This is a genomic window from Chryseobacterium phocaeense, from assembly GCF_900169075.1.
Taxonomy (GTDB): Bacteria; Bacteroidota; Bacteroidia; order Flavobacteriales; family Weeksellaceae; genus Chryseobacterium; species Chryseobacterium phocaeense.
Window position 1 is genome coordinate 626,170 of sequence record NZ_LT827015.1, and the last position, 25,343, is coordinate 651,512.

The 25,343-nt window shown below is 36.4% G+C and carries 18 protein-coding genes; 10 read left to right on the plus strand and 8 right to left on the minus strand.

Annotated features, from left to right (window positions below; all coding sequences use genetic code 11):
• Nucleotides 1-5: 5 nt before the first annotated feature.
• The gene (locus tag B7E04_RS09645) at nt 6-668 is read left to right on the plus strand and encodes a DNA-3-methyladenine glycosylase family protein (protein ID WP_080778454.1); all 663 of its coding nucleotides are present in this window, start codon (nt 6-8) and stop codon (nt 666-668) included.
• A 22-nt stretch (nt 669-690) separates the two neighbouring features.
• Here B7E04_RS09645 and B7E04_RS09650 read toward each other — a convergent pair whose 3' ends face one another.
• Nucleotides 691-1,116 (minus strand): MarR family winged helix-turn-helix transcriptional regulator, encoded by a 426-nt coding sequence (locus tag B7E04_RS09650; protein WP_080778455.1) that lies wholly within the window; start codon nt 1,114-1,116, stop codon nt 691-693.
• Between the two features lie 52 nt (nt 1,117-1,168).
• Between B7E04_RS09650 and B7E04_RS09655 the strand changes: the two genes are divergently transcribed.
• Nucleotides 1,169-3,424 (plus strand): ATP-binding cassette domain-containing protein, encoded by a 2,256-nt coding sequence (locus B7E04_RS09655; protein WP_080778456.1) that lies wholly within the window; start codon nt 1,169-1,171, stop codon nt 3,422-3,424.
• 283 nt (nt 3,425-3,707) lie between these two features.
• Here the strand turns inward: B7E04_RS09655 and B7E04_RS09660 are convergent, their stop codons facing one another.
• The 3 genes from B7E04_RS09660 to B7E04_RS22530 all read right to left on the minus strand — a co-directional run bounded on the left by B7E04_RS09660 (nt 3,708) and on the right by B7E04_RS22530 (nt 7,223).
• A complete protein-coding gene (locus B7E04_RS09660; RefSeq protein WP_080778457.1) occupies nt 3,708-6,473 on the minus strand; it encodes a polysaccharide lyase family 8 super-sandwich domain-containing protein in 2,766 nt (921 codons plus the stop codon).
• Between the two features lie 362 nt (nt 6,474-6,835).
• Complete coding sequence (locus B7E04_RS09665) at nt 6,836-7,015, minus strand: bacteriocin-like protein (RefSeq protein ID WP_139785378.1); 180 nt, start codon at nt 7,013-7,015, stop codon at nt 6,836-6,838.
• 85 nt (nt 7,016-7,100) lie between these two features.
• Nucleotides 7,101-7,223 (minus strand): hypothetical protein, encoded by a 123-nt coding sequence (locus B7E04_RS22530; protein ID WP_262484656.1) that lies wholly within the window; start codon nt 7,221-7,223, stop codon nt 7,101-7,103.
• A 641-nt stretch (nt 7,224-7,864) separates the two neighbouring features.
• Between B7E04_RS22530 and B7E04_RS09675 the strand changes: the two genes are divergently transcribed.
• Together B7E04_RS09675 and B7E04_RS09680 are read left to right on the plus strand one after the other, a co-directional pair.
• Entirely contained in the window at nt 7,865-9,358 is a 1,494-nt protein-coding gene (locus tag B7E04_RS09675; protein ID WP_080778460.1) for a BspA family leucine-rich repeat surface protein, read from the plus strand.
• Between the two features lie 191 nt (nt 9,359-9,549).
• Nucleotides 9,550-10,221 carry a hypothetical protein gene (locus B7E04_RS09680; protein WP_080778461.1) on the plus strand — a complete coding sequence of 224 codons (672 nt, stop codon included), beginning with the start codon at nt 9,550-9,552 and terminating at the stop codon, nt 10,219-10,221.
• A gap of 95 nt (nt 10,222-10,316) precedes the next feature.
• On the opposite strand, the gene B7E04_RS09685 is transcribed toward B7E04_RS09680, so the two are convergent.
• Complete coding sequence (locus B7E04_RS09685; RefSeq protein ID WP_165439429.1) at nt 10,317-13,265, minus strand: P-loop NTPase fold protein; 2,949 nt, start codon at nt 13,263-13,265, stop codon at nt 10,317-10,319.
• A 54-nt stretch (nt 13,266-13,319) separates the two neighbouring features.
• On the minus strand, nt 13,320-13,511 hold the full coding sequence (locus B7E04_RS09690; RefSeq protein ID WP_080778463.1) for a hypothetical protein: 192 nt from the start codon (nt 13,509-13,511) through the stop codon (nt 13,320-13,322).
• Between the two features lie 532 nt (nt 13,512-14,043).
• On the opposite strand from B7E04_RS09690, the gene B7E04_RS09695 reads away from it, so the two are divergent.
• The 6 genes from B7E04_RS09695 to B7E04_RS09725 all read left to right on the plus strand — a co-directional run bounded on the left by B7E04_RS09695 (nt 14,044) and on the right by B7E04_RS09725 (nt 21,647).
• A complete protein-coding gene (locus B7E04_RS09695) occupies nt 14,044-16,548 on the plus strand; it encodes a PIG-L family deacetylase (RefSeq protein WP_080778464.1) in 2,505 nt (834 codons plus the stop codon).
• 100 nt (nt 16,549-16,648) lie between these two features.
• Nucleotides 16,649-18,340 (plus strand): sodium:solute symporter family protein, encoded by a 1,692-nt coding sequence (locus B7E04_RS09700; protein ID WP_080778465.1) that lies wholly within the window; start codon nt 16,649-16,651, stop codon nt 18,338-18,340.
• Between the two features lie 27 nt (nt 18,341-18,367).
• A complete protein-coding gene (locus tag B7E04_RS09705; RefSeq protein WP_080778466.1) occupies nt 18,368-18,886 on the plus strand; it encodes a DUF2911 domain-containing protein in 519 nt (172 codons plus the stop codon).
• Between the two features lie 452 nt (nt 18,887-19,338).
• Nucleotides 19,339-20,091 carry a hypothetical protein gene (locus B7E04_RS09715; RefSeq protein ID WP_080778468.1) on the plus strand — a complete coding sequence of 251 codons (753 nt, stop codon included), beginning with the start codon at nt 19,339-19,341 and terminating at the stop codon, nt 20,089-20,091.
• Between the two features lie 15 nt (nt 20,092-20,106).
• On the plus strand, nt 20,107-20,850 hold the full coding sequence (locus B7E04_RS09720) for a hypothetical protein (protein ID WP_139785379.1): 744 nt from the start codon (nt 20,107-20,109) through the stop codon (nt 20,848-20,850).
• Between the two features lie 29 nt (nt 20,851-20,879).
• Nucleotides 20,880-21,647, plus strand: coding sequence for a hypothetical protein (locus B7E04_RS09725; RefSeq protein ID WP_080778470.1), 768 nt, complete (start codon nt 20,880-20,882; stop codon nt 21,645-21,647).
• A gap of 60 nt (nt 21,648-21,707) precedes the next feature.
• On the opposite strand, the gene B7E04_RS09730 is transcribed toward B7E04_RS09725, so the two are convergent.
• Both B7E04_RS09730 and B7E04_RS09735 read right to left on the minus strand, forming a co-directional pair.
• Nucleotides 21,708-22,331: a response regulator transcription factor gene (locus tag B7E04_RS09730; protein ID WP_080778471.1), complete on the minus strand. Its 624-nt coding sequence runs from the start codon at nt 22,329-22,331 to the stop codon at nt 21,708-21,710.
• The gene (locus tag B7E04_RS09735) at nt 22,331-25,318 is read right to left on the minus strand and encodes a sensor histidine kinase (protein WP_080778472.1); all 2,988 of its coding nucleotides are present in this window, start codon (nt 25,316-25,318) and stop codon (nt 22,331-22,333) included. Before B7E04_RS09735 ends, B7E04_RS09730 begins: the two co-directional genes overlap by 1 nt.
• Nucleotides 25,319-25,343: the final 25 nt, after the last annotated feature.

The following is a 25,343-nucleotide window of genomic DNA, read 5'->3' on the forward strand; positions in this document are numbered from 1 at the left end:
CAGGTATGAAGAAAAATACAAACCGTCTGATCCCGGAAGAAACTGAAACATTCAACCCTGAAAATTTTCAGGAATTGTGCAATTATCTGGCAGATCAGGATCAGGACTTAAAATTAATCCTCGACAATCACGGCTATCCTCCGATGTGGACCCGTGCCAATACTTTTGAAACACTGGTTCATATTATTCTGGAACAGCAGGTTTCCCTGGCTTCGGCTTTGGCTGCTTTAAACAAATTGAAGGAAAAGCTCACGGAAATTACTCCTGAAAACATTCTTAAACTGAATGATGAAGAAATGAGAGAATGCTATGTAAGCCGACAGAAAAACAAATATATCAAAGGTCTTGCAGAAGCAATCGTAAGCGGCGGGATTAATCTTGAAAAGCTGCCTGCAATGTCCGGTGACGAGGTCCGGAAAACACTGGTCAGCCTGAAAGGAATCGGGAACTGGACGGTGGATGTCTATTTAATGTTTACCCTACAGAGAACAGATATTTTCCCGATCGGTGATCTGGCTGCCGTAAATGCCTTAAAAAGGCTAAAACAGCTTCCATCAAAAGCCACCAGAGAAGAAATCCTTGCCATTAGCGAGGAATGGAAACCCTTGCGGTCGGTGGCTTCCATGATGCTGTGGCATTATTATCTTTCGCAGTCTAAAAAAGAATAAAAATAAATTTCAGGATTGTATTTTAGTGTTCCGATATATGGGTTAATGCCTTGTTAAGCAGTTCAGTAAACGTTTTTAATTCCCCCGGACTCAGGATTTTTCCAAATTTAACCGTAACGCTTTCCCTGAAATTTTCAGAATTATCGACAATAAATTTCCCTTCACCGGTAACACTCAGATTGAAAATTCTTCGGTCAGAAGAAGACTGGTCCTGCCGGATAAATTTATTTTCGAGCAGGAACTTTAGTTGTTTTGAAATGGCGGCCTGACTGATACCAAATGCTTTTGCCATCTGCTTCCCCGTGATCCCTTCATGACGGTAAATAAACTCTATAATATTGTAATGGGTAGCTGTAACACCACTGATACTGCCCTTATTCATATTGGCCAGAATATAACACTGCAAATCGGTAAAGGCATTATAAAAGTCTTTCTGGGTTTTGTTCATCGATTAAAAATGATTAACTTAGTTAAATATTAGCAAAGTTAATAAAAATATTATGAAAAATATAGTTGTTACCCAAGCGAGACAAAATAACCTGAAAAATATTTCTCTGGACATTCCCAAAAATAAGATTGTGGTGTTTACGGGAGTTTCAGGTTCCGGAAAATCTTCCCTGGTTTTTGAAACCATAGGAGCAGAAGCCCAGCGCCAGATCAATGAAACACAGAACAGCTTTGTAAGGAACAGGCTGCAGCATTTCGGAATTCCGGACGTGGATAAAATAGAAAACCTTAATGTTCCCATTATCATCAATCAAAAGAGGTTGGGAGGCAACGCCCGTTCTACGGTGGGAACTGCCACGGATATTTATGCTTCTTTGAGGTTGCTGTTCTCCAGAATCGGGAAGCCGTTTGTGGGGTACTCCAATATATTTTCATTCAACAATCCGCAGGGAATGTGTCCGGAATGCGAAGGACTGGGGTTTGTTCAGACCGTTAATATTGACCGGCTTATTGACCATGAAAAATCCCTGAATGAGGGAGCGATCCGGTTTCCTACTTTTCAGCCCGGAGGATGGAGATGGACAAGGTATGCGTATTCCGGGTATTTTGACCGGGATAAAAAGTTGAAAGACTACACGGATGAAGAATGGAAAACGCTGCTGTATGCAGAGGAACACAAGCCTCCCAATCCATCAGACGAATGGGGGAAAACGGTACAGTATGAAGGGCTGATCCCGAGAATAGAAAGATCATTCCTGAAAAAAGATTCCAAGGAAAATACCTCCAGAAAAGAAGTGCTGTCAAAAGTGATCACCACCAAATTATGTCCTGAATGTGAGGGAAAAAGACTGAATAAAAAAGTTCTTTCCTGTAAAATATCGGGTAAAAATATCGCTGACTGCACCGCACTTTCCATTGATGAACTTTTAAAGTTTGTCAGCAAAATAGACGATAAAACCTATGAAACCATCCTTAAGGAGCTATCTGCTAAATTAAAAAGCCTGGTTGAGATCGGGCTGCAGTATCTGACGCTCGACCGGCGGACAGACAGTCTTTCGGGAGGGGAATCGCAGCGTATAAAAATGGTGAAAAGCCTCGGTAACAGCCTGGTTGACCTGCTTTATATTTTTGATGAACCGAGCATAGGCCTCCATCCGAGGGATATTCAGAATATTGTCTCTATTATTCAGAAAATAAAAGATAAAGGCAATTCAGTTCTGATTGTGGAACATGATCCGGATCTGATCCGCATTGCAGACTGGATCATCGATATGGGTCCGGGGTCCGGAAAAAACGGAGGAAAAATCATTTATGAAGGTACATTTAAAGGATTAAAAGCTTCTGAAGGCAAGACAGGCCATTATTTTTCAGAAAACCCACAGTACAAAAAGAAGCCGGAAACATCCGATGAATATCTGGAAATCAAAAATGCAACACTGAATAACTTAAAAAATGTTAGTGTAAAAATCCCGAAAAAGATAATGACCGTTGTGACAGGCGTTGCAGGCTCAGGAAAAAGTACCCTGATTAATCAGGTTCTGCCCACATTTTATCCTGATGTAACGGTGATTGACCAGAGACTTTTTACGGCCAGCACCCGCTCCAATTTACTGACCTATCTGAATGTATCGGATGCGCTGCGGAAGCTTTTCGCGGAAGCCAACGGGGTTTCGGATAAACTGTTCAGTACCAATAGTGAAGGAGCGTGTAAAAACTGTAACGGACTGGGCATTGAAAAGATAGACCTTGCTTTTATGGACGATATTGAGCAGCATTGCGAAGTTTGCGGAGGAAGCGGATTCGCCCCTGAAGTTCTTGAATACACCTATAACCAAAAGAATATCTGGGAAGTCCTGCAGATGACGGTCTCCGAAGCTATTGATTTTCTGCCCCAGCCTGTTTTCCATCATGACCTGGAGCTTCTTGAAAAACTAGGTTTGGACTATCTGTCGCTCGGTCAGCGGCTAAACAGCTTTTCCGGTGGAGAAAGACAGCGTTTAAAGTTAACGAGAGAATTAAGGCAGTCCAATAAGGTGATCGTCCTGGATGAACCGAGCACAGGGCTGCATCCAAGCGACACGAAAAAGCTGCTCGGGTTTTTTGATGAAATTATCAATAACGGAAATACGTTGATCGTTATTGAACACAATCTGGATATTATTTCACAAGCCGACTGGATTATAGACATTGGCCCAGGAGCAGGAAAGCATGGGGGTAAAATTATTTTTGAGGGTACGGTGCCGGAGCTGCTTAAGGATAGGGGTTTTTATACTGCGGAATATTTGAGGGGGCATTTGGGGTGTGGGTGATTGGAAAGTGTCATACTTTAAGTTTTTAGTTTGCTTTAAAAATATTTTATTTTTTGAGATGTTGTTTTCCAGTTATCCTATGTGATTACAACATTTTGTCAGTTAAAATCCAGTTGCCATACAAATATCTGTAATATCTTTGGAAGTAATCGGCTCTTTTTCTTTTATATAAAATGTTGACTCATTACTCTATTGAGCTTTCATAATAACACTTTTGCTAAAATTAGAGATCAGCTAATAAAAAATAAATATTATTCAGGGTTTTCGGGCTGATCCTCTAATTTTATTTTTTTATCAATTTTGAACAGTTCCCTTCTATACAAATCATATATGTTCCCGGAAGTAAATTTTTTAAATTAATCTCCTTAAATACATTATTATTACTATGATCATGTTGTTTTACTGCAGATGTAAAATCTTTTCCACTCATATCGAATATAGATATTTTAGATCCATTATTCGGATATTTGATTCGGACATAATCTGTAGCAGGGTTTGGGTATATAAGAACTGAATGAATACTGTAATCGGAGTCGTCAGTATGCAGAGTTGGAATTTTCACCAAATTCGTTTGCAGTGTGTTACCGTTATTACTGGTGAATGTTACAACTGTATTTCCACCTGCAATATTTGTTGTTATGTTATTGGTAGGATTGGCCAGCTGCCAGAGGCCAGCCACCGTAACAGTGGTCTGTATAGCTGGAGAAACTCTATAAAAGTTTGATGGGTTATTCCAGATCTGATTAAATCCAAGATATTCATTGTCTGAAAGCAAGTTTAATGGAACTGTCAAACTTATTTTCAGATTATTGCCATTATTTATCTTTTGGCTCATAATAACAGATGGCCTCGAAGTTGAAATCACTTCATTGAAGTTAAAATTGGTTGCAGCATCAAAAATAACATAATTGTAACTATTATCTTCACTGAATTTTACAACATGTGCTGAGGAGTTAAGCTGAAGAACCTGAAAGTAATCTGATAAATTAAGTGCAAAATTTTCCGTTTGTAATGGTGTACTGTTCAGCGCGATTCCATACTGATAGGTGGCGGCTTGTGGTGATGTTCCATGATCTATATAGGCAATCTTATAATTACCGTTTGTATCCGCACTATTTGTGTGATTTCTTGACTGCTGTGTACTTCTTCTTATGTTGAGTATCCCATTCATACCTTGCGCCGGAACTACAAACCCGTTTCCAGCGGCGTCGGTAGCCCAGTGACCACCTTGGGATGCTGTGAAATTCGTGCTTAATCCCGTTTGTGCATTACCGTCGATAATTGTCTGTGTATTTGCAGAAGGAAGCCCGGTTTGAAATAATGTGGTGTGGATTGGGACTGTTCCTCCCAAATTCTTTATGTCTGAACCTAAACAAAAGATTTTATCTTTGTAAAAAAATACTGATTTTAAAGCGGACATAGGAGTAGAAGCGTTCATATCACGATAGTCCAATGCAAATACACCTTTATCGTCCAGACTGGCGTGGGCTAAAAAATTTTGGGTTGAAAATAAGTGCTGTGCATTACCTGCAGCGTTAAGAGACGAAAGAGGTAGTGCTGCAGCTGTAACACCCGGAAGGTGCCGCCAGTCCCATCCATCATCTGTTACCGTTCCAGCGGCTGAGGCAACTCCTAAACCATTGTTCAATCTTGTTTTAGGTGACCCCTGTGAGAAAATTTCCATAGTCCCGGCAGAATTATATCTTCCGAATGCATTTTCTGTTGCACCACCTTCGTAATTCCATACATTTTTGCTTGTTCCTTTTACCGAAACGTGATAACCATTATACTTGTGAATACTCACCCCGCCAAAGGGAAATTTGAAGTGTCCTTGCAGTAAACCCTGAGAGGGTGAAAATAAGTTGATATTACCTAATGACATTTGAAGTCTTGTAAAGACACCAAGTGAGGCAGAATTGTCAATGCTTGTAAAACTATTTCGGTAAAGCTGCCCTGCATCGTTATTAGCTGCAGGATCTGTACTATACAGCAGGAGTAGAGCCTGGTTGTTTAATAAAGTTTCATTTGGGAATCGTCCAGTGAGCGATCTGGGAATCTCATTGTCAGCACAGAATTTTTCATAGACCATCACTGCATTTTTAATGTTGGATACAGACTCAGAGTTCAGTTGATAAGCAGAACCAGCTAAAAAATAATATAACCGTGTAAAAACGTTCAAAGCATCTGCACCATATGAATTTTGATAAGCGGTCAGATGATGAAATATTGTATAATCAGGCTTAATTCCACCAGACCAGCCATTTGCTATTTGCGTAGCTCTATTAGTAAAATTCAATAAATGAGACATCTCGGTCAGTTTTGCAGGATCAGATTCATCAAGACCAAATATGTAACATAATCTAGTCTCTATCCATACTCTTGAAACATCGAGATTAAAGCCCGTATAAGTAAAATTATAATTGGGATTATCCGGCCGTAAATTATAAGTAAGTTTATTAAGAATACCCTGATGATGTGCAAATTCTCCGGCAGCCCTTAATTCATCTTCCATTAAAAGAACACATAAACCGTAGAGATTTGCTCTCAGCCCAAAAGCCGTTGTTGCAGAGAAACTCTCTACAGGTATAGCTTCTGAATGTCCAAAATTAGAATTTTCACTTACACCTTTATTTTTAAAATATTGAAACAAATTCAATATCTGGTTCTTAAGTGCTGGGTCTTTATATCTCTGATTAGATGGAGCACCATTTACAAGTGGTCCTTTGAGATTATACGTAACTACCATATTGTATAGTTGGTTTCTTACCAGATTGATAAAGGTAGCGTCATCGGTACTGTTCGTAAGATTCCAAACAGGTCCGGGAGAAGAAAAGTTGATATTTGTATTGAGATAAGTAATAGCGTTGGTACATCCGCTGTAATATCGTGTGTAAATTTGCGAGGCTTGAGGGGTTGTGAGAATACTGGTGGGGACATTATGATCCGTATAGTATTGAATATATTTAGCTTTAATGTTATTAATTTCACTTATTTGAGATTTGAAAGTTGAAACTATAAAGAACATCAAAAGAATAGTGTAATTTTTCATATTTTAAAAATTAGAATTTTAGAAATTAACCGTGGGTAGCAGCAGATGTTATGGTTCTTTTGCTGAGGTTTGTTCTTTCTTTTATCAATTCCCTTTCATATTCAGCTAAAGAAAGCCATTAAATTTAAAAAAAGTCACCCATTTAGAGTTGAAGTATCCACGCCATCGGTAAGCCCTTTTATTATAATACTTTTACCATTAACATCCGTAACATTTATCAAAATCTCAATCGGCTGTTTCAATTCAAACTTTTCCTCGTGTAACTCCGGGGCATAGCTCCAGAAATTTTTTAATCCAAAGAATTATGGATCGATACTTAATTTAAAAAGTTTTTCCCTTGAGAAAAACTTTTTAAAATTTAATTACTGAGATAAGATTTCTTCCGCCGGTATATCCGGTACTATAATATAGCACCCTGCATGAAAAGGAATACATATTCCTGTCTCAGGACAATAGTACTTTCCAGGAGGACATTTTGAAATTGATTCTGCTCCTTTAATTTCTTTTAGTTTTTCTCTTGATAGAATTTTTAAATTTTTCATAAGAATAGAGTTTGGTTTAATTATAAAAATGATTTTTATTTTCTCAAAGTTAATAAAACATTTATTTAGTATATTCATTTTAATCTTAGTTATTAGTAATAGGAGCCAGGTTCTTTTTTAATTCATCAAACTTTTCTTTGCTCATCATGTCAATTTCCGACAGTTCTTTCGCCTCTTTTAATTTTGCAATCGCTTCTACTCTGGTCATTTTTCTGTTTTCTTAAATATTTACTTATTTCTCCCAAAAACCATTGTTCAAAAAATGTTTTAACTCTGTAAATCTTGAATTTAATGTAGAAAATTTGGCACTGCTTTTTCCGGAATCTGTACAGCTGCTTCATGCTACTCATTTCGACATCAACATCTCCGGAAGCTAATTCTTGGGCATAACTGATCATCATGTCAGGCCTGCATCAGGATTCGCGAGATAACGAAACTCTACTGCAGATCTACAAGTCTGTCGTATGGCAATTCTTTCAGAACCGGCAGAACTCCAATTGGCAACTTGCCCAGCTAAAAAACCTCAGGAGGCGGATCCCCGGTAAAATTTCTCTGCAAATTTGCGCTCTAAGCAAAATGCCGGAAACAAAAAAAAGAGAACCACTTTTCTATTATAAAAGTATTCATTTTCCCCTCATTCTTTCCCTTCACTTGGTCCGATATCACCCAAGTTTTTTTCGTGTAATTTTTATCAAAAAAAGACAAAAAAAAAATAAGCTGTTAAATTATAATACGACGTGTTTTGACGCTGTGCGTCAGTACCTTTGGGTCAGAGATAAGATAAAGAATCCCGGGAAATTAATTGTCTTACCCAACCAAATTTTAACCTTAAAACCAGTCTTTTAAATTATGTGTAAAAAACAGCTAATAATCATTTTTCTTTTATTATTTTCCATTTCCTACGCGCAGAATGAATTTGTTACGCTCTGGAAACCCAATGCAAATGGTATCATTGACCATTCAATACGTTTCGGCGGCACAGGAACCGATTACACCATTTATTGGGAAGAAGTAGGATATCCTCAGCATAACGGAGTCATGAATTCGGTGACCTCCAACAGCAACAATCCTATAATCATAAATTTCGGGCCATCATTACATGCAGATCCACTGCAGGCAACCTACGAAGTGAAAGTATCCGGCGGTAACGGATTATTTTACGGATTCAGGGCCAATACCGGCATTATGCCTCCCGGTGGAAATCAGGAGCTCATAGAACTCAGCCAGTGGGGGAATACTACGTGGCTTCAGCAATTCGAGAGGGCATTTGCTTACTGTCCCAACCTTAACGTAACGGCTGCAGATACTCCTGATCTTACCCAGATAAGCAGTTTATCAGAAATGTTCCTTAACTGCTCATCTCTGACAGGCCATACTTCATTTTCTTACTGGAATCCTTACCGTATCACGGACATGAGCGGTATGTTCAGCGGAGCGACGCTGTTTAATCAGAATATCGGAAACTGGGATACGGCAAAAGTAACAAATTTCAGCAGCATGTTTTCGAATGCCACATCTTTCAACCAGGATATTTCTGGCTGGAACACCATATCCGGAACCGATTTCTCTTCCATGTTTTCGAATGCTACAGCTTTCAACCAGCCATTAAATTCCTGGAATACGGGAAATGCTACTGATTTCCGCTATACATTCTATAATGCCACAGCATTTAATCAGCCGCTTAATAACTGGAATACAGGTAAAGCAAGAGATTTTGAGCATATGTTTGAAAATGCAGTGTCATTCAACCAGCCTATCGGAAACTGGGATGTAAGCAAGGTTGATTATTTTGCCGGATTTAATATGTTTGCGGGTGCTTCCCATTTTGACCAGGATATTTCTGCGTGGAATATTAAGCTTCAAAACTTCACCTGGAATTCAATCTATTTCGGATTTAAAAATGCCGGCTTATCATGTACGAATTACAGTAATTTTCTCATTGCCCTGAATAATAATCCTACATGGGCGAACTCAACAATAACATCCGGAACTATCGATGCAACAGGACTTGTTTATTCTACACCGCAAGCCATGTTGGCCAGAGCGCAGCTGATCAACAAAGGGTTTAATGTTATTGGGGACTCCTATATTTCAGGTTGTTTTCTGTCAACAAGAGAAGTTTCTGCAAAAACAAAAACTTCGGCTTATCCTAATCCAACAACAGGAGTGATCAATGTGGAATCCGCAGCGGACGAAAATGTTTATTTATATGACATCAACGGCCAGCTCATTAAAAGTGTGATGTTCAGAAAAGGGAAAAATACGATCGATCTTACTGAATATCCATCAGGAAACTACTTCTTGAAAGGAGATACTAATTTTACTAAAATAATCAAGGAATAGCAGATCAGCTGAAAGTTTATCTGTTTAAATTCAGCTCCAAAGTCATTGTACTTTGGAGCTTTTTTAAGTGTTATATTGGTATAAGCGAAGAAGATTTCAGAAGACTAAACAATTTGACAACTAAAAAACTAAATCAATTTTCTATATTTAGAGAAGTAAATAAATATTTGTAGAATCATATAAAAAGGACCATGCCAATACATCAATTACCTCCGGACGGAGGGATGTTATATAAAGAAACAGATATGGCCCAGCTTTTCCCTGAGCCGTTCAATGCAGTCACTGCTGTGTTTTTTTTGGCGATAGCCATTTTCTGGACCCTTAAAATAAAAGGTAATTTTAAAGAATATCCTTTTTTAACCTACTGCCTGGTTTTATTATACATTGGCGCCATTGGGGGAACCATTTATCATTCATTCAGGCAATGGCCGGTATTTATTGCGATGGACTGGATGCCGATCATGTTGCTCTGTCTGTCTGCCGGATTTTATTTTGTAGCCCGGAGCACCAGATGGTATTATGCTGTGGTAATGGTTCTCGTCTATCTGATACTTATGTTTACATTGAGAAACTGGATTTTTACAGATAACATTTCTCTTTTTATCAACATTAATTATGCTGTCATGGCTTCATTTGTCCTTTTCTCGGTATTGAGGTATTTGATTTACACCAGGTGGAAAGCTGGCAAATGGGTAGGCTTTGCTCTGCTGTCGTTTGTTTTTGCATTGACCTTCCGTATCGCTGATAAGTGGGAATGGCTGAGTTTCGGGACCCACTTTTTATGGCATACTTTCGGGGCGGTGGCAACGTTTTATATGTTTAATTATATATATCTTACGAGGAATGCAATTAGAAAGATGTGAGGGGGTTTTGTTTTTCTGCTGTGTAAAGTGTCGTAAAGAATCCCAACGAAGCTGGGATTTTTTTGTTTTACTATGTATGATTTCTGTACGATAGTTTATTGCTTATCTTTTTGTTTTCTGATTCCAATTTGCTTTGCTAATTGCTCTAATTTTTCATTACTATCTCTTTTCTCATTAATTATATTTCGAAATCCCTCTTTTTGGTTTGAAACAGTTGCTTGATATAAGTTTTTTAAATAATCCCTGTGTTGTAATAAAATATCTAAAAATTCATTATTACTTAAAAAAATGTTTTTAATGATGGTTCTAAAAATATCTGTAGAAGGATCTAATAAATTATATTTAATAAAAAATGGTATAATTTTTTGTGCTACACTAATATTTAATTCAATGTGCCCATTTAAAAACTGATCTCTGATATCTTTTAAACTATTTTCAATCGACAAATTAGAGTTATTCGCCTCATATTTGTCAAGTATATTCCACCAATTTTCACCATCTTTGTTATCTTGAATTTTAGATAAAAATGACCCCTTAAATACATCTAAAGAGGATTGCGTTAAGGATCTGGTATCTAAATAATCAAAATATTTAAAGTGGATATCATTTTCAGAATTAAAAACAGTTTTATAACCATCATTATCTAAACTTTGAAATTTTTGATTAAATGTTTCTATAAAACTTTTTGAAATATTTAAATCATCATACTTAAAACAATCATCAATAAATTCATCATCTAAATCATCTAATATTAAACTAGATTTTTCTACTTCCCATTTATTCAATTCATTGAGAAATTGGTCATCTTTTACGTTTAGGGAAGATTTAATTTTGTCATATCTATTAATGAGATTAATAACATTTGCCCTCTTATTTAAAAACGAATCTTTAAACATGCTCAAAACAATCTGTTTAAATAATATTGAGTCAGAAAAATTTTGAGAACTTAATAAAAGTTCCTCGTAAGAGATATAATTTAGAATTTGTTTTCCAATCGCCCTTGCTTCAGCTTCATTATCAGTATTTAAAACATCATTAAAGTAATTTCTATAAGAAGTGCTGAATTTTGCCCCTTTCGCTATTCTCATCGCAATTAGGTCATTAATAATAGGCAATGGTGAAGAAATATTATTATTGTAAAGACTATATATTTTATCATCATCCAATAATTCTTTCAATGGTGCATTTAATGGTGCGTTTTTACTTTTTGTCGTTTCTTTAGCTTTTAAAAGTATGTCATTTGCTTTCTGAATATTATTTTGATCTACAGCAGTATTTAAATTTGTTTTCAAGTATTTTTTATAATCATTTAGAAGAAAATCTTTACATAGAGTTTCAGTATTGTTTAACTCTAAAATACTATTAATTGGTAATTCAAAGAGATATTTATCAATTGACTTGTCATCGGAAATTAGTTTATATTTCTTATAGTCATTTCCCGTATTTTTTACTAATTCAACAAAATTTAAGGCACTAATATTTTTTGTAACCAACAAAGGTGATACTCTATCATTACCTAAATCACTCATTAATTCATCAATTAAAGAAGTATAATCAATTACGTTAAAATCATCAATCAACATAGCATACTGTGACAATAAAACTTTTAGATATTGATTATCATTATAATTTGCAATTAGAATTAGCTGCCAGTCTTCAACTTCAAGTACTTCGACTTGAAGTTTATTATTTATAACTTTGTAATAGAAAGTTTTCCAAGCCTGTTCAATTTGTGATTTTTGAATATTTGTATCTTCTTGAATTGAAGCTAGTGTTTTAATTGGATTTTCTAAAATATCTATATCCATTATTGCTGAAGTAAAAATCGAGTCCGCAAAATCAGACTTACAGATAGAGTTAAAGCTGTCCACATCATTTCTGTTTAATGCATCTTTTAACTCCTGAGTATAAATCAGTTCAATTGCATCGTCTATCGCAATATGATAAACGATTGCAGTCAATTGCTTTGAAAAATCAGAATCATTATAATAAATAGATTTTAGACCGCCTAAGTAATCCAGTTCCGTAATAGCTTTTAAGGGAGCTTTTAAAATTTGTTCTTTTTTTAAAACAAATATTGCAATATATCTCTCTTTGAAATTTTTATCTAAAAGTTTAAGGGTTAAAATCTCATTTATAAAAGCTATAATTTCTCTCGGAGTTATTCTTTTATTTAAAAATTCATAAACCTGTATTACTAAACGTAATTCATTTGTATCATAATTAACAAAAGCTTTTCCCCATTGGGTTTTAAAAAACTGCTTCCAATCAGACATAATTGGAAGTGTTACTCTAAAAACAATATCAAAAGTTTTATTTATATAATCATCACCAAAAGTTTTATCGGTTCCATCAATATTCAATTCCTTAAAAGCATTTTGAATATGCTCTCTATCAAAAGGTAGTATTACCTTAATATTTTTATATTTTTTCTCTGCAAAAAATATATGAATAGAAGACCAAATATTTAGAATATGTTTTTTAGGTAACCTGTCAAAGTTATCAAAGACCAAGATTATTTTCTTATTTAAATCATCGTCGATTTCTTCCATCCATTTTTGAAAATCTCTGACAGATGGCTGATTTTCAGAAATTGTTTCAATTTTTGTTTCTTCTTTCTGTTTATTAGTATATACTTGAAAGGTTTCTTCCGCAGCGTATCGGAATGATTTCCAAAAAAACTTTTTATTCTTCCAGTTTCTAATAAGATTATAAATATAAATACCAATAACAATAAAAATTGGAAAAGCCACCAGTACTAATTTCCAAAACCATGACTCTATCTGAAAGAAATCCTTAATTGAATCTTTAAATACATTGACAGTTGGTATATAAACAATAGACAACAAGCTAAAAATAAATCCAACACTTAGGTACGGCTGATTAATGGTAGTTGTTTCTTTCGAATTAGCCAATAATATTTTTAATTTATCATCCCAATTTTTTTTATCATTCTTTTTAAGGAGATCTTTCTCATTTTTAATGAATTCGGTTAATTCAACTAGTATAGCTTTCCTTTGCTCATCTTCTTGATGCCCCCACACATCATATATAAAGAGTTTATGAGTTTTTTCTACTTTTTTTTCTATTAGGTGTACTTAATTACTCTTTCCTGATCCCCAAGTTCCATCTATTCCAATAATCTTAAAGTCTTTCTCATCGAGAATTTTTTCACTTATTACTGTTGCTATCTTATCTTGAGATTTATTTTTAAACAAGTCTTCACCTAAAGGATGATTAGTTAAAAATTTATAATTGCTTTCACTATTATCAACAGTATTTTTTTCCATATTTTGAAATTAGTTTTTATATCTCAAAAATAGAAAAAAGTACAATAAATATTAATATGGTTTTCACTTATATATGTACTACTGCTAATTATTATATTTAAAAATCCGACATTATTGCTTTAGAAACATTTTTGGTAGTGTCTTTATAGACATTTGTACTTTGCCTTTGCAGTTCCTAAATGCAATATTTTTAATTTTCAAATCACATTCTTTTAAGATTTTTTAATTAAAAAGATAATGTATTGATAACGTGTTTTTCCAACGCAAAGTTTTCATTTTTGAAACTGTTGATTTTAAGAGTGCAAAGAATAGAATCAACAAAGTTGATTCGCCGAAACGTGTGTATAGCCACAGCACTTCATCAGCGCCAAAGTCGCCTCTCTTTGCCCACTTAGAATAAAGCGGAATCATTCATGAACTTTGCGTTAATCCTTTACGATTTTACCAGGAATATCACAGAAAATTTGAAGTTGCTTTTTTAAACCTGAAAGAAAGATGATTTACTTATATTTGCCCTGCAAAGCAAATTCAAATGTTCAGAAAACTAATCATTGTATTTATTTTTGGCTTTTATACGGTTTTTTGTTCGGCCCAGCAGGTTCGGCCTTCAAAATCTTCTGAAATTTACCGTGAACTCAAAACACTGAAACACCTGCCTAAAGTTTTATACCTTGCGGCTCATCCTGATGATGAAAATACAGGATTGCTTTCCTGGCTCATCAACGACCAGAATGTAGAAACGGGCTATCTGTCTTTAACCAGAGGGGATGGTGGTCAGAATTTATTAGGGACAGAGCAGGGGCCTGCGTTGGGTTTGATCAGAACGCATGAGCTTTTAGAGGCCAGAAAGTTAGATGGCGCCCAGCAGTTTTTTACCCGGGTGATTGATTTCGGGTTCTCTAAAAATACAACCGATACCTTTAAACAATGGGATGCAGACAGCATTACAGCGGATGTAGTCTGGGTCATCCGTCAATTCCGTCCTGATGTGATCATTTGTCGTTTTCCTCCAACTGCTGCGGCAGGCCACGGACAGCATGCGGCTTCGGCTGTGGTTGCGGAAAAAGCTTTTAAACTGGCTGGCGATAAAAATGCTTTCCCGGATCAGCTGAAATATGTTAAGGTATGGCAGCCAAAACGCGTATTGTGGAATACTTTCCGGTTTGGTGCAGTCAATACCACAGCTGAAAATCAACTGAAAGTTACCGTTGGACAATATGATGCGCAATTGGGAATGGGTTATGGTGAACTGGCAGGATTAAGCAGAAGTTTACATAAAAGCCAGGGCGCGGGAACACAGTCCGTAGCCGGGATCAAAACTGAATATTTTTCCGATGTTGCTGGCGAGCCTGCAAAAACAAGCCTTTTTGATGGAGTAGCTAAAACCTGGACTTCACAGGGAAATGCTGATATTGACCAGGCATTGGATAAAATTATTTCCACGTTCAATTTCAACAATCCGGACCTTAGCTTACCTGCATTGCTTGCTTTGCGGAAAAAGGTCACGACGATAAAAGATGCCGACATAAAAAAAGATAAAATGACAGCCCTGGACCATATTATTTTAAGCTGTGCGGGGTTTATGGGCGAGGTCGTGACCAATCAGGCTGAAGCGGTTGCCGGAGAACATTACAATTTCAGGTTAAATCTGGTTTCAAGAGCCGTAAATCCTGTCGTTTTGGAAAATGTAAAATGGTTAGGTCAGTCAGAAAGCTTCAACAGAAAACTATCAAAAGATTCTTTAATTACCATCGAGCATAAAATTCAGATTCCGTCGGATGCAGCACTTACAGAACCTTACTGGTTGGCAAAACCACCCACGAACGCAGCAACTTTCGCCGTTCCAAATGATACCTTAGTCGGTTTACCCGAGGCAGAATCACCACTGAATGTTTTGCTTGATTTAAAAATCGGTTCGGAAAAGTTTCAGGTTAAACTTCCTTTATCTTTCAAGAAATTAGACCCGGTGCGTGGTGATGTGGTTGAAGCCTTGCGCATTGTTCCTGCTTTGGAACTGAAATTTACGCAACCTCTTTATCTGGTTAAAGAAAATGAAGATTTACATTTGAGTTTAAATGTTAAGGTGAATTCCGGCAAACCGTTCAGTAAAGGTGTACTAAACCTGATGTATAACGGAGAACGGTTAGGCAGCGCTGAGGTAAGTTCGATCAATGGAAAAGAAACTACTATCGATTATGTTATTCCAAAAACAAAACTTGCTTCAATAAACTCATCCCGTTTACAGTTGGATGCCGGTTTTGTTGCAGATGGAGTCACTTATAATAAAAAACAAGCATTAATCCAGTACCCGCATTTACCCTCCTTACAATATTTTGTGCCTGCAACGGTGACCGTAATGAAAGGCGATATCCAGACGAAGGTTAAAAAAGTAGGATATATAGAAGGCGCCGGCGATTTCATTCCAGAGTTCCTGCGCATTGCAGGGATTCAGGTAGACGTCCTGAAAGACGAAGATTTTTATGGCAACTTAGATGAATCCGGTGGAAATGGCAGCCAGAACAAGCTCTCGCAATATGATGCCATTGTACTTGGGGTTCGTGCCAATAACACAGAGAAAAAATTGGGTCGCTGGATGCCTTTTTTATGGTCTTATGTAAAAGCCGGCGGTAATCTGGTAATGCAGTATAACACCAACCAGGATACAACCGTTAGCCAATTGGGAATGTACAATTTCAGTATTGCCAATAAGCGGGTTACCGAAGAAAATGCTGAGGTTAAATTCTTGAATCCTAACCATAAATTACTGAACTACCCGAATAAAATTACTGCGGAAGACTTTAACGGCTGGGTACAGGAGCGCGGCGCCTATTTCCCTGCTCAATGGGATGCAGCGTATGAACCGCTTTTTGAAATGCACGATACCGGTGAAGAGCCTCTGCAGGGATCAACTTTATATGCCGGATACGGGAAGGGTAATTTTATTTATACACCGTTAGCATTTTTCAGACAGCTACCTGCGGGAAATGTTGGGGCGGCACGTTTATTTTTAAACTTTTTATCTGCACAGAAAAACTGATGAACAAACAACTTAAAAACTGGAATATCTGGTACATACTATTGGCCGTTGCATTAGTAGTGCAGATCATATTTTATTATTGGTTTACTAAATTCTGGGCATGAGTACGATAGATTGGACAGTTTTGATTTTTACCCTTGTGGTAGTCGTGGTTTACGGCGTATTCATCGGCCGTGGCCAGAAAAGCAATGAATCCTACCTGAAGGCAGACAATAAAATGCCGTGGTACATTGTGCTTTTAGGCATTATGGCTACCCAGGCGAGTGCCATTACCTTTCTTTCGGCACCGGGACAGGCGTATACGGATGGGATGCGTTTCGTTCAGTATTATTTTGGCTTGCCGCTGGCGATGATTGTGATCTGTATTACTTTCATCCCCATTTTTCAGCGATTAAATGTTTACACGGCTTATGAGTATCTGGAAAACCGTTTTGATAAAAAAACTAGGGTACTCACTTCACTATTATTTCTTTTTTCGAGAGGATTATCTACAGGAATCAGTATCTATGCCCCGAGTATCATTTTGTCAAGCGTTTTAAACTGGAATATTTATTTAACCAATGTTTTAACAGGTGGAATTCTGTTGATTTACACCTATGTTGGCGGTGCAAAAGCAATCGCACACACTCAAAAATTACAGTTTCTCATTATTCTGGGAACCATGGCTTTTGCAGGTTTTCTGCTTATCCAAAATATGCCCAATGGAATTGGTTTTACAGATGCGCTTTATCTGGCAGGAAAATCCGGAAAACTTAATGTCATCACCACAGAATTCGATTGGAAAGATAAATACAATATCTGGAGCGGGGTAATTGGCGGTTTTTTTCTGGCGCTTTCTTACTTTGGGACGGACCAGAGCCAGGTCGGAAGGTATATTACGGCGAAAGACAATACGAATGCAAAAATGGGCTTACTGTTGAATGGATTGGTTAAAATTCCGATGCAGTTTGCCATTCTCCTGATCGGGGCTTTGCTTTTCGCTTTCTTTTCCCTGAAACCGGCTCCGATTTATTTTAACGAACGCTCTTATCAGCATTTAAAGGATACACAACCTGAACAGGCTGCGGTTTTTGAAAAAGAACATCAGGATTTACAGTTAAAATTTAATGCAGAATCGAAAGAAATTCTAAAGCTGAAAGAAACTCAATCTCCCCAGCTCAACAAAACAGTTCAGGATTTTAAAAATACACAAACCGAAGTCAAAGCACTTCACGGCAGGGTAGAGGAAGCGATCAACCAATCAAACTATAATGCGGAGAAAACGGATACGAATTACATTTTCCTGTATTTCGTGAAAAATACTTTGCCTGTAGGCATGATCGGTTTACTGTTTGCCGTTATTTTTCTGGCCAGCTGGGGTTCAATTTCCGCAGCGCTGAATTCCCTTGCCGCCTGCTCATTAAAAGATGTTCATCTGATATTTAAAAAAGAAATTCCTGATGATGCCACCGAATTGAAGTATAGCCGCCTGCACACTTTAGCTTGGGGTATTTTCTCCATCGGTGTTGCTATGTTTGCCACGCAGATGGGTTCCCTTATTGAAGCGGTGAATGTTTTGGGTTCCCTTTTCTATGGCCCGATATTGGGAATTTTCCTTGTTGCATTTTACTATAAAAAAATCACAGGTCCCAATGTATTTATTGCCGCCATCTTATCAGAAATTACAGTGATTGCCGTCTATCAGTTCGATATCGTTTCTTTCCTTTGGCTCAATGTGATCGGGGCAGCGGCAGTTATTATATTTTCGGCAATCGGGTTATTGTTTTATAAGCCGAAAGCAGTAAATTCGTAAACAAAACAACAATCAAACAAAAATATTATGAAAACAATGTTTAAATCTGCCACCGTACTTGTTGCTGCGATGACAATTTCAGTAAATGCGTTTGCGCAGGAAACAAAAAAACCTGCCAGCCCTCCGGCTACTGCTACGGGAAAGATTAAAGATGCAACCATTACGATAGCCTATAGCAGTCCTTCTGTGAAAGGGCGTACCATCTGGGGTGGTTTGGAAGCTTATGATAAAGTTTGGCGTGCGGGTGCCAATGAAGCCACGACTTTCGAAACGGATAAAAACATTACCGTTCAGGGTAAACCACTGCCTGCAGGTAAATACAGCTTTTTCTTAATTCCTAAGGCCTCCGGAACCTGGACTGCCATTTTTAACAAAGAACCAAAACAATGGGGCGCTTATAAATATGAAGAAGCTAAAGATGCTTTACGTGTTGATGTTAAAACAAAAGCTTTACAGAAAACACAGGAGAATTTAGTGTATACAATAAACAGCAATGGATTCACAATGGATTGGGATAAGATCTCAGTTCCTGTAGAGATAAAGTAAATTGAATGATATGAAATAAAAATCCCGTTTATCCGGGATTTATAAAATGTAAAAACCTCTGAAATTGTTTTCAGAGGTTTTTTGTACCATAACAAAATAAATATCGAACGATTTGGTAGATGGTAGCCATCAACTACCTAATTATTACATGCACCAATAACCATTGGAATAAACTTATCCGTCTTAATTATTTGTAGTATTTATTCTACAGATGTTAGTTCTTTTCTTACAGGTTTTCTTCCTGTTAAATTCCGAAACAATCATAGTTTTGCTCCTGAAAAAAGGTTTGTTCCTCACCATAATTAAATCAGGCGTAAAGATTCATTACACAAATTCCCTCAAAATGAAACAAAGTCTTTTTCCAAATCTTTGGAAGAAGACTTATGTTTTCAATCTCAATTGAAACAAAAGGGAATATTTCCTTAAAAATTTAAAGATGTAAAAATAATAACATGAATAGACTTTATTTTTCCTTATTGGTCACAGCTTTTGGATGGGCAAGCGGACAGGTCGGAATTAATACTGCCACACCTGATCCGTCTGCCATCTTAGATTTGAGTCAATCTTCTAAAGCAGGCGGTTTGAAACTTCCTGCCGTAGCTTTACAATCGACGGTCGATACTACAACAATTCCAAATCCGGCAACCGGATTAATGGTGTTTACAACAGCAAATGCCGGAACAGGAATTACTGCTGTCACGGCTGGAAGTATTTACAAATTTAATGGAACAATTTGGAAAAAGCTGAGTACAAAAGATGAGACGCTTACCGGAAACGTACCCAAAGTAGTAGCATTCGGTAAAAAGACTACAGTAACAGATTGTAACGGTATTAATACAGCCAATTTTTCTCTTGACCAGATCAGTAATCCGGCGTTACTGACAAGCGCAGGAGCTTTCACTGCTCCACAAACAGGATATTACAGTTTTTCTGTGTACAGCAAGCAATACATGCAGGCAAATCCTGATCAGGCTTACAATACTGCTCCTTTTATTTTTGCAGTAGGTTTAGAGGCTTTTACCTATAAATTCAGAGGGAGCGGATTTAGCGATCAGGGGGCTGCAACATCTGGAATCATTTATCTGGTACAAGGACAGGTAACTCCACCGTGGCAATGGACATTTGGTACAGGTAATACCTGTGGATTAACCGGAAAGATCAAAGAGCAGAGTGTAATCTGGGAATTTATCGGGGGTACATTATAAGTAAAATAAGAAAAAATGAAAAATAAAAAACGATTTTTTATATTATTAATGGGTATTGCAGGTATTGTCAAGGTATATTCTCAGGTCGGCATAAATACGGCGACTCCTCATTCATCAGCTTTACTGGATATTGGCTCAACAAATAAAGGATTTTTAATTAATAAAGTTCCGTTGCAGTCGAGAAATGATGTGACAACAATTCCAAATCCTAAAAGAGGAACTTTAATTATTGCTTCTGCAACAGTGGGTTTAGGAAATACTCAAATTACAGAGGGGACTTTGTATAAATTTGACGGAAATTCATGGCAGGAATTATTAGAAAACAATACCAATTCTCAAAACTTTTTATTTCCAAGTGTGGTTGCCATTGGTAAGAAAACAACCACAGATACTTCCTGTACGGGTATTTCGACGGCTAATTTTGCACTGACAAATCTAAATGCTGCAGGCGGAAATACCATATCTTCCAATGGTGCACTTACTGCGGGAAGAAACGGATACTATTACTGGTCTGTTAATATTAAACAGTTTATGCTCAGAAAATCATACAATCCGGCAATATATCCGGGAATGCTCACTTATGCTTTCCAATTGGGATCTACAGGAGCTAGGGGCTGGCAGTCAAATAATTTTTCGGGATCGGTATATCTCAATCAGGGGCAGACTTCCGAAGGCTTTACCTGGGATCTTGGCGGAACTTGTGTTGCAGATGATCAGATTGGCGAACAGCAGGTTATCTGGATCTACATGGGAGAATAAGTTTCTAAAAGTTTTAAAGAATTGAAATCATGACAAAATTAAATAAACAACTCAGTTTTATCTTTCTTTTTGCTGCTTCTTTTATGTCTTCTCAAGTCGGAATAGGATTAGCAAATCCTCATCCTTCTGCAGCCCTGGAATTGGCAGGTTCAAATAAAGGTTTGATTCTGCCTCATGCAGCATTAGTTTCAAAAACAGATATTACAACAATACCGGATCCTGCGGCAGGACTAGTCATTTATAACACCAATAACAGTGAGGTATCCATACCCGATAATATAAAAGTGTATGCGGATATTCCGTATGTCTTCAACGGAACACAGTGGCAGGATATGATGGATGATGTAAAAATCAACACATTTATTACCTTGCCTGAAGTATTTGCAAAAGGGAGGAAAACAACGACAGGTACGTCCTGTAGCAATCTTAACGGAGCTTCATTTGCATTAAATTCCAAAGATGCAAATATTGGAGATGACGGCTCTATTGTAGCGGATAAAACGGGATTTTACAAATTCACGATCAGTACAGGAATTACTGCTCAGGCGTTGCAGTACAATCCTGTTTTGGCTTATTTGGGTGGAACGGATTCTAATGATATCAGGTTTTCTTTTGCATTCAGAGGCGAACCGGCCAGCTATGCGAACCGAAATGTCTCCTATTCTTCGGTGGTTTTCCTTAATGCAGGAGACACTTCAGGCTATTTTCAGTGGATTTTGGGAAACAACTATACTTGTGATCCGGGGACCAAAATCAACCAGCAGGAAGTTATCTGGCAATATTTGGGAAATCTCTGATGATTCCGTTTACATATTGATTTGATTTTAAAGAGCTTCATTCGTGAGGCTTTTTATTATTTAATTTCTCCCCAAACTGTATTTTTCATAAAGTTTGATGAGCTCTGCAAGGTTTTGTACCTTCAGTTTTTCATAGATTCTTTTTTTGAAAGTGCTTATGGTGGACATTTTAAGATCCAGTTCATTCGAGATTTCAAGATTTCCGTTGCCCAGTGCCAATAATTCAAAAATTTCCAATTCTCTTTTGGATAAATTTTCCAATGGCTTTATTTCCTTTCTGTTATGGATAAGAAGATGAGCAAGCTCCTGAGAATAGTAAAATCCCTGCCTGAAAATCATAGTGACCGCTTCCACTACATTTTCGCTTAGCTGTTTGTTGAGATAACCGTCTGCGCCTTCATGAATGTAGCGTAAAGCAGTTTTTTCATCACAGGCGGAGAACATCATGATTTTTAATTCAGGATCTATACTTTTCAGCTCTTTTATCATATGGAGATAAATAGTTCCGGGCATATCGATGTCCAGCATTAATAGGTCGTAACGGGTTTCAGTAATTTTTTCTTTTACATTTTCATAGTTTTCAGTAAAGTCTATCTCCAGATCTTCATAGGCAGAATGCAGCAATAAAGAAGCTCCCATTCTTACCACATAATGATCGTCGGCAATAAGTATTTTTTTCTGCATTACCTCTGGTTTTGTATGATTATTTCTACTTGGGTTCCTGCGGGAATTTGATGGGTAAACATTATTTTACCCTCTGATTTTTTCAGAAGCTGGATCACAAGATGAAGCCCGAGTCCATGATTTTTAAATGAAGAAGGTTTTTTTTCAATATCATTCATCAGGTTATTGTAATAGTCCAGCAGCGTATCACTCATTCCTTGTCCGGAATCTGAAATGTTGAAGATTATACAATTATGTTCCTCTCTGGCATCCAGGATAATATTTCCTCCTGAAGTGTTTTTTACCGCATTATCCAGTAAATTATGAATAATAGCCGCCAAAATACTTTCATTAAAGTGCAGTTTAATATTTTTCGATGAATTATTAATGATTGTGGTGCCTTTTTGAAAGGCAATTTCCTCAAACAATTTCCGTTTTGTTTCCAAAATATCAAAAGCAGAGTAAATATTTTTCTGATATTTTACACTTTCATTATTGAATAATTCCGTATAGTTTTTAAGATTTAAAGTAAATTTATAAAGCTCTTCCGAAGATTTGTAAATGGTATCAAAGTACTGCTTCTGCAGTTTTGGATTATCAGTTTCGGATAATTTCTGAGACATCGCTGAAAGGTACTTGATCGGTGTCGTAATATCATGATTGATGGTCTCAATAAGATTTTTCTGATATTCAGTTTCATTTTTAAGCTGATGCTGGGTAGTTTTCAGCTCATCATTTTTCTGATGTACAATTTTCTTTAACTGATTGTTTTTAACGGTTAAAATTCTCGTCCTTAAAAGAATGATAAACAGGATCAAACCTAAAAATAAAACAGAAATGAGAACCCTGAACCAAATGGTCTGATAAAAAAGCGCCGGAACATGGATGGAAATTTTTTTGTAAGCAAATTTTCCTTCCGGTGAAATTAAAATCCGGATTTTTAAAGTATAATTTCCCGGAGAAAGATTGTTTAATGTAAATTCTTTACCTTTCAGTTTCTGCCATTTTTCAGGCTGGTCACCTTGCTGAAGACTGGTTTCGATGTAAAGATTATCATTGTTGGAATAATAAGGGATATCGATGTAAACAGAAGCCAGATTAAAACCGTTTTCAAGATTCAAAATGTCTTTAAAATAAACAAGATCACCTTTTGATCTCGCTCTTTCTATATAAATATTCTCAGCTTTTGGGTAATAGGAGGGAACTTTAAGGGGATCGAAAAATACATATCCGTCCATGGAAGGAACTACAAAATCGCCATTATCCATCTTTGTAAAAGAATTGACCGCACCATTGAATTCATTGATATTGAAACCGTCTTCTTTGGTGTACCGGTAGTAAATAACCTTTGTTTTATTGTTTTTTGCGTACTCAAGAAGTGTATTTTCCGGAATTTTAAATAAGCCGTTATTACTTGAGATCCACAGATATCCTCTGGAATCTTTTACCAGATTATTGGGATAAGACAGATAACCTCCTTCATCGAAAGGCATTTGGATAAATTTGTTGTTTTTAAAAAGATACAGACCTTTTCCTCTGGTTAGAATCCAGATATTTCCGTCTTTTGTTATAATTGTACTCTTTAAGGAAAGATTGGGTATATTTATTTTTTTTATTGTTTTTTCGGATAATGAGATGACATGCATTTTATTATCACAACCCACTAAAAATTCATCTCTGTTGACCGGAATAACAGTGCTTACTTCCGATTTGAAAGTAAAATCCCCAAGAAGATTCTGTAAACTGCCGTTTGAGTAAATTTTTAGATAAAATTGTGTTGCGTCTCTTGCTTTTAACAGATAAAAATCTTTTTCTTTGAAGATAGCAGTAGCTTTATTATTTTTGCCAATATCTACCGAGTCGTATTTCTCATAATTGTATTTTAAAAGTCTTCTGTAAATTTTTCCGTTTTTAGGATAGAGAATATTATTGCTTTCATCATAAACAAGGCACCATTCATCTACCGTATTAAAATGATAATCTTTGATCAAAGAATTTTTGTCGTAAACCCTTCCCTGAAAGTTGATGATTTTATCCTTTCCAAAAGGAAGTACGGAATATTGCACCCGGTTTTCCAACCTGTGATCTGCTTTCGGAGTAGAAAATGATGGTATTTTAATGATATTCAGTCCCTTATTTAATGTTCCTACATACATTGTATTATTTTCCTTGTCATACAACAAGCTGTAAATCATGGAAATATCAATATCATTGTTTTTCAGTTCGAGAATAGGAGTAGTTTTCAAATTTCCATTGTCAAGCTCAGAGAAATAAATTTTTCCTTTATTAATAATAAAGTTCTGCTGATTCATATCCTGCCAGAAAATCTTACTTGACGTATCACGATACAACGGATTATCATCATGAAATACAGAAATATTCTCTTCAGAAAACTTTAAAATTCTTTTATTTTTAACATCTCTCAAAAAAAGCAAGTCACCAAAACGGAAAAAATTTTTCTGGTCTTCCTGTTTAAATTTAATGGGAATTTTTTTTTCTTCTCCTGAATTTTTCCTGTAAATAATACTTTTGCTGTCAAAGAAATAAGTTCCTTTCTGAAATTTTATAAATCCGGATTCTACAGTGTTTGCGGAATTATTTTTAATAAAACTGATGTATTCCTGATTGTTGAAAACAATTCTTTCCGCTACATCCTTTAATAGGGGAGATTTCCTATCTGTCACCGTAATTTTTCTATCCCTTATAATAAGATATTGAAACTGTCCGGAATTGGGTAATAAAATATGATCTGATTGTACATTTCCCAAAAAATTTGCGAAACTGAAATTGGTGAGCTTAAGATTGTTATAATTGATAAAGGCTTGCCCGTCGTACCTTAAAATTCCGCCATCTGTACAGATCCAGATAAAACCATATTTGTCTTTTACAATATCTTTTATGCTGTTTTGAGGCATGCCGTTATCCGTATTGTACCATATGGAAGAATACTGCTGACCGAAAACCGTAAAAATGAGTAATAGAGAGAGTAGAAGTAGAAATTTCCTCATTTATTGGCGATATATTCAGATTGCA

Bases quoted from the DNA above. Each gene is read 5' to 3' on its own strand.
- B7E04_RS22530 (WP_262484656.1), bottom strand. From the start codon at position 7,223: ATGACCAGAGTAGAAGCGATTGCAAAATTAAAAGAGGCGAAAGAACTG.
- B7E04_RS09645 (WP_080778454.1), top strand. From the start codon at position 6: ATGAAGAAAAATACAAACCGTCTGATCCCGGAAGAAACTGAAACATTC.
- B7E04_RS09675 (WP_080778460.1), top strand. From the start codon at position 7,865: ATGTGTAAAAAACAGCTAATAATCATTTTTCTTTTATTATTTTCCATT.
- B7E04_RS09705 (WP_080778466.1), top strand. From the start codon at position 18,368: ATGAAAACAATGTTTAAATCTGCCACCGTACTTGTTGCTGCGATGACA.
- B7E04_RS09715 (WP_080778468.1), top strand. From the start codon at position 19,339: ATGAATAGACTTTATTTTTCCTTATTGGTCACAGCTTTTGGATGGGCA.
- B7E04_RS09665 (WP_139785378.1), bottom strand. From the start codon at position 7,015: ATGAAAAATTTAAAAATTCTATCAAGAGAAAAACTAAAAGAAATTAAA.
- B7E04_RS09700 (WP_080778465.1), top strand. From the start codon at position 16,649: ATGAGTACGATAGATTGGACAGTTTTGATTTTTACCCTTGTGGTAGTC.
- B7E04_RS09650 (WP_080778455.1), bottom strand. From the start codon at position 1,116: ATGAACAAAACCCAGAAAGACTTTTATAATGCCTTTACCGATTTGCAG.
- B7E04_RS09720 (WP_139785379.1), top strand. From the start codon at position 20,107: ATGAAAAATAAAAAACGATTTTTTATATTATTAATGGGTATTGCAGGT.
- B7E04_RS09730 (WP_080778471.1), bottom strand. From the start codon at position 22,331: ATGCAGAAAAAAATACTTATTGCCGACGATCATTATGTGGTAAGAATG.
- B7E04_RS09660 (WP_080778457.1), bottom strand. From the start codon at position 6,473: ATGAAAAATTACACTATTCTTTTGATGTTCTTTATAGTTTCAACTTTC.
- B7E04_RS09735 (WP_080778472.1), bottom strand. From the start codon at position 25,318: ATGAGGAAATTTCTACTTCTACTCTCTCTATTACTCATTTTTACGGTT.
- B7E04_RS09655 (WP_080778456.1), top strand. From the start codon at position 1,169: ATGAAAAATATAGTTGTTACCCAAGCGAGACAAAATAACCTGAAAAAT.
- B7E04_RS09690 (WP_080778463.1), bottom strand. From the start codon at position 13,511: ATGGAAAAAAATACTGTTGATAATAGTGAAAGCAATTATAAATTTTTA.
- B7E04_RS09725 (WP_080778470.1), top strand. From the start codon at position 20,880: ATGACAAAATTAAATAAACAACTCAGTTTTATCTTTCTTTTTGCTGCT.
- B7E04_RS09695 (WP_080778464.1), top strand. From the start codon at position 14,044: ATGTTCAGAAAACTAATCATTGTATTTATTTTTGGCTTTTATACGGTT.
- B7E04_RS09680 (WP_080778461.1), top strand. From the start codon at position 9,550: ATGCCAATACATCAATTACCTCCGGACGGAGGGATGTTATATAAAGAA.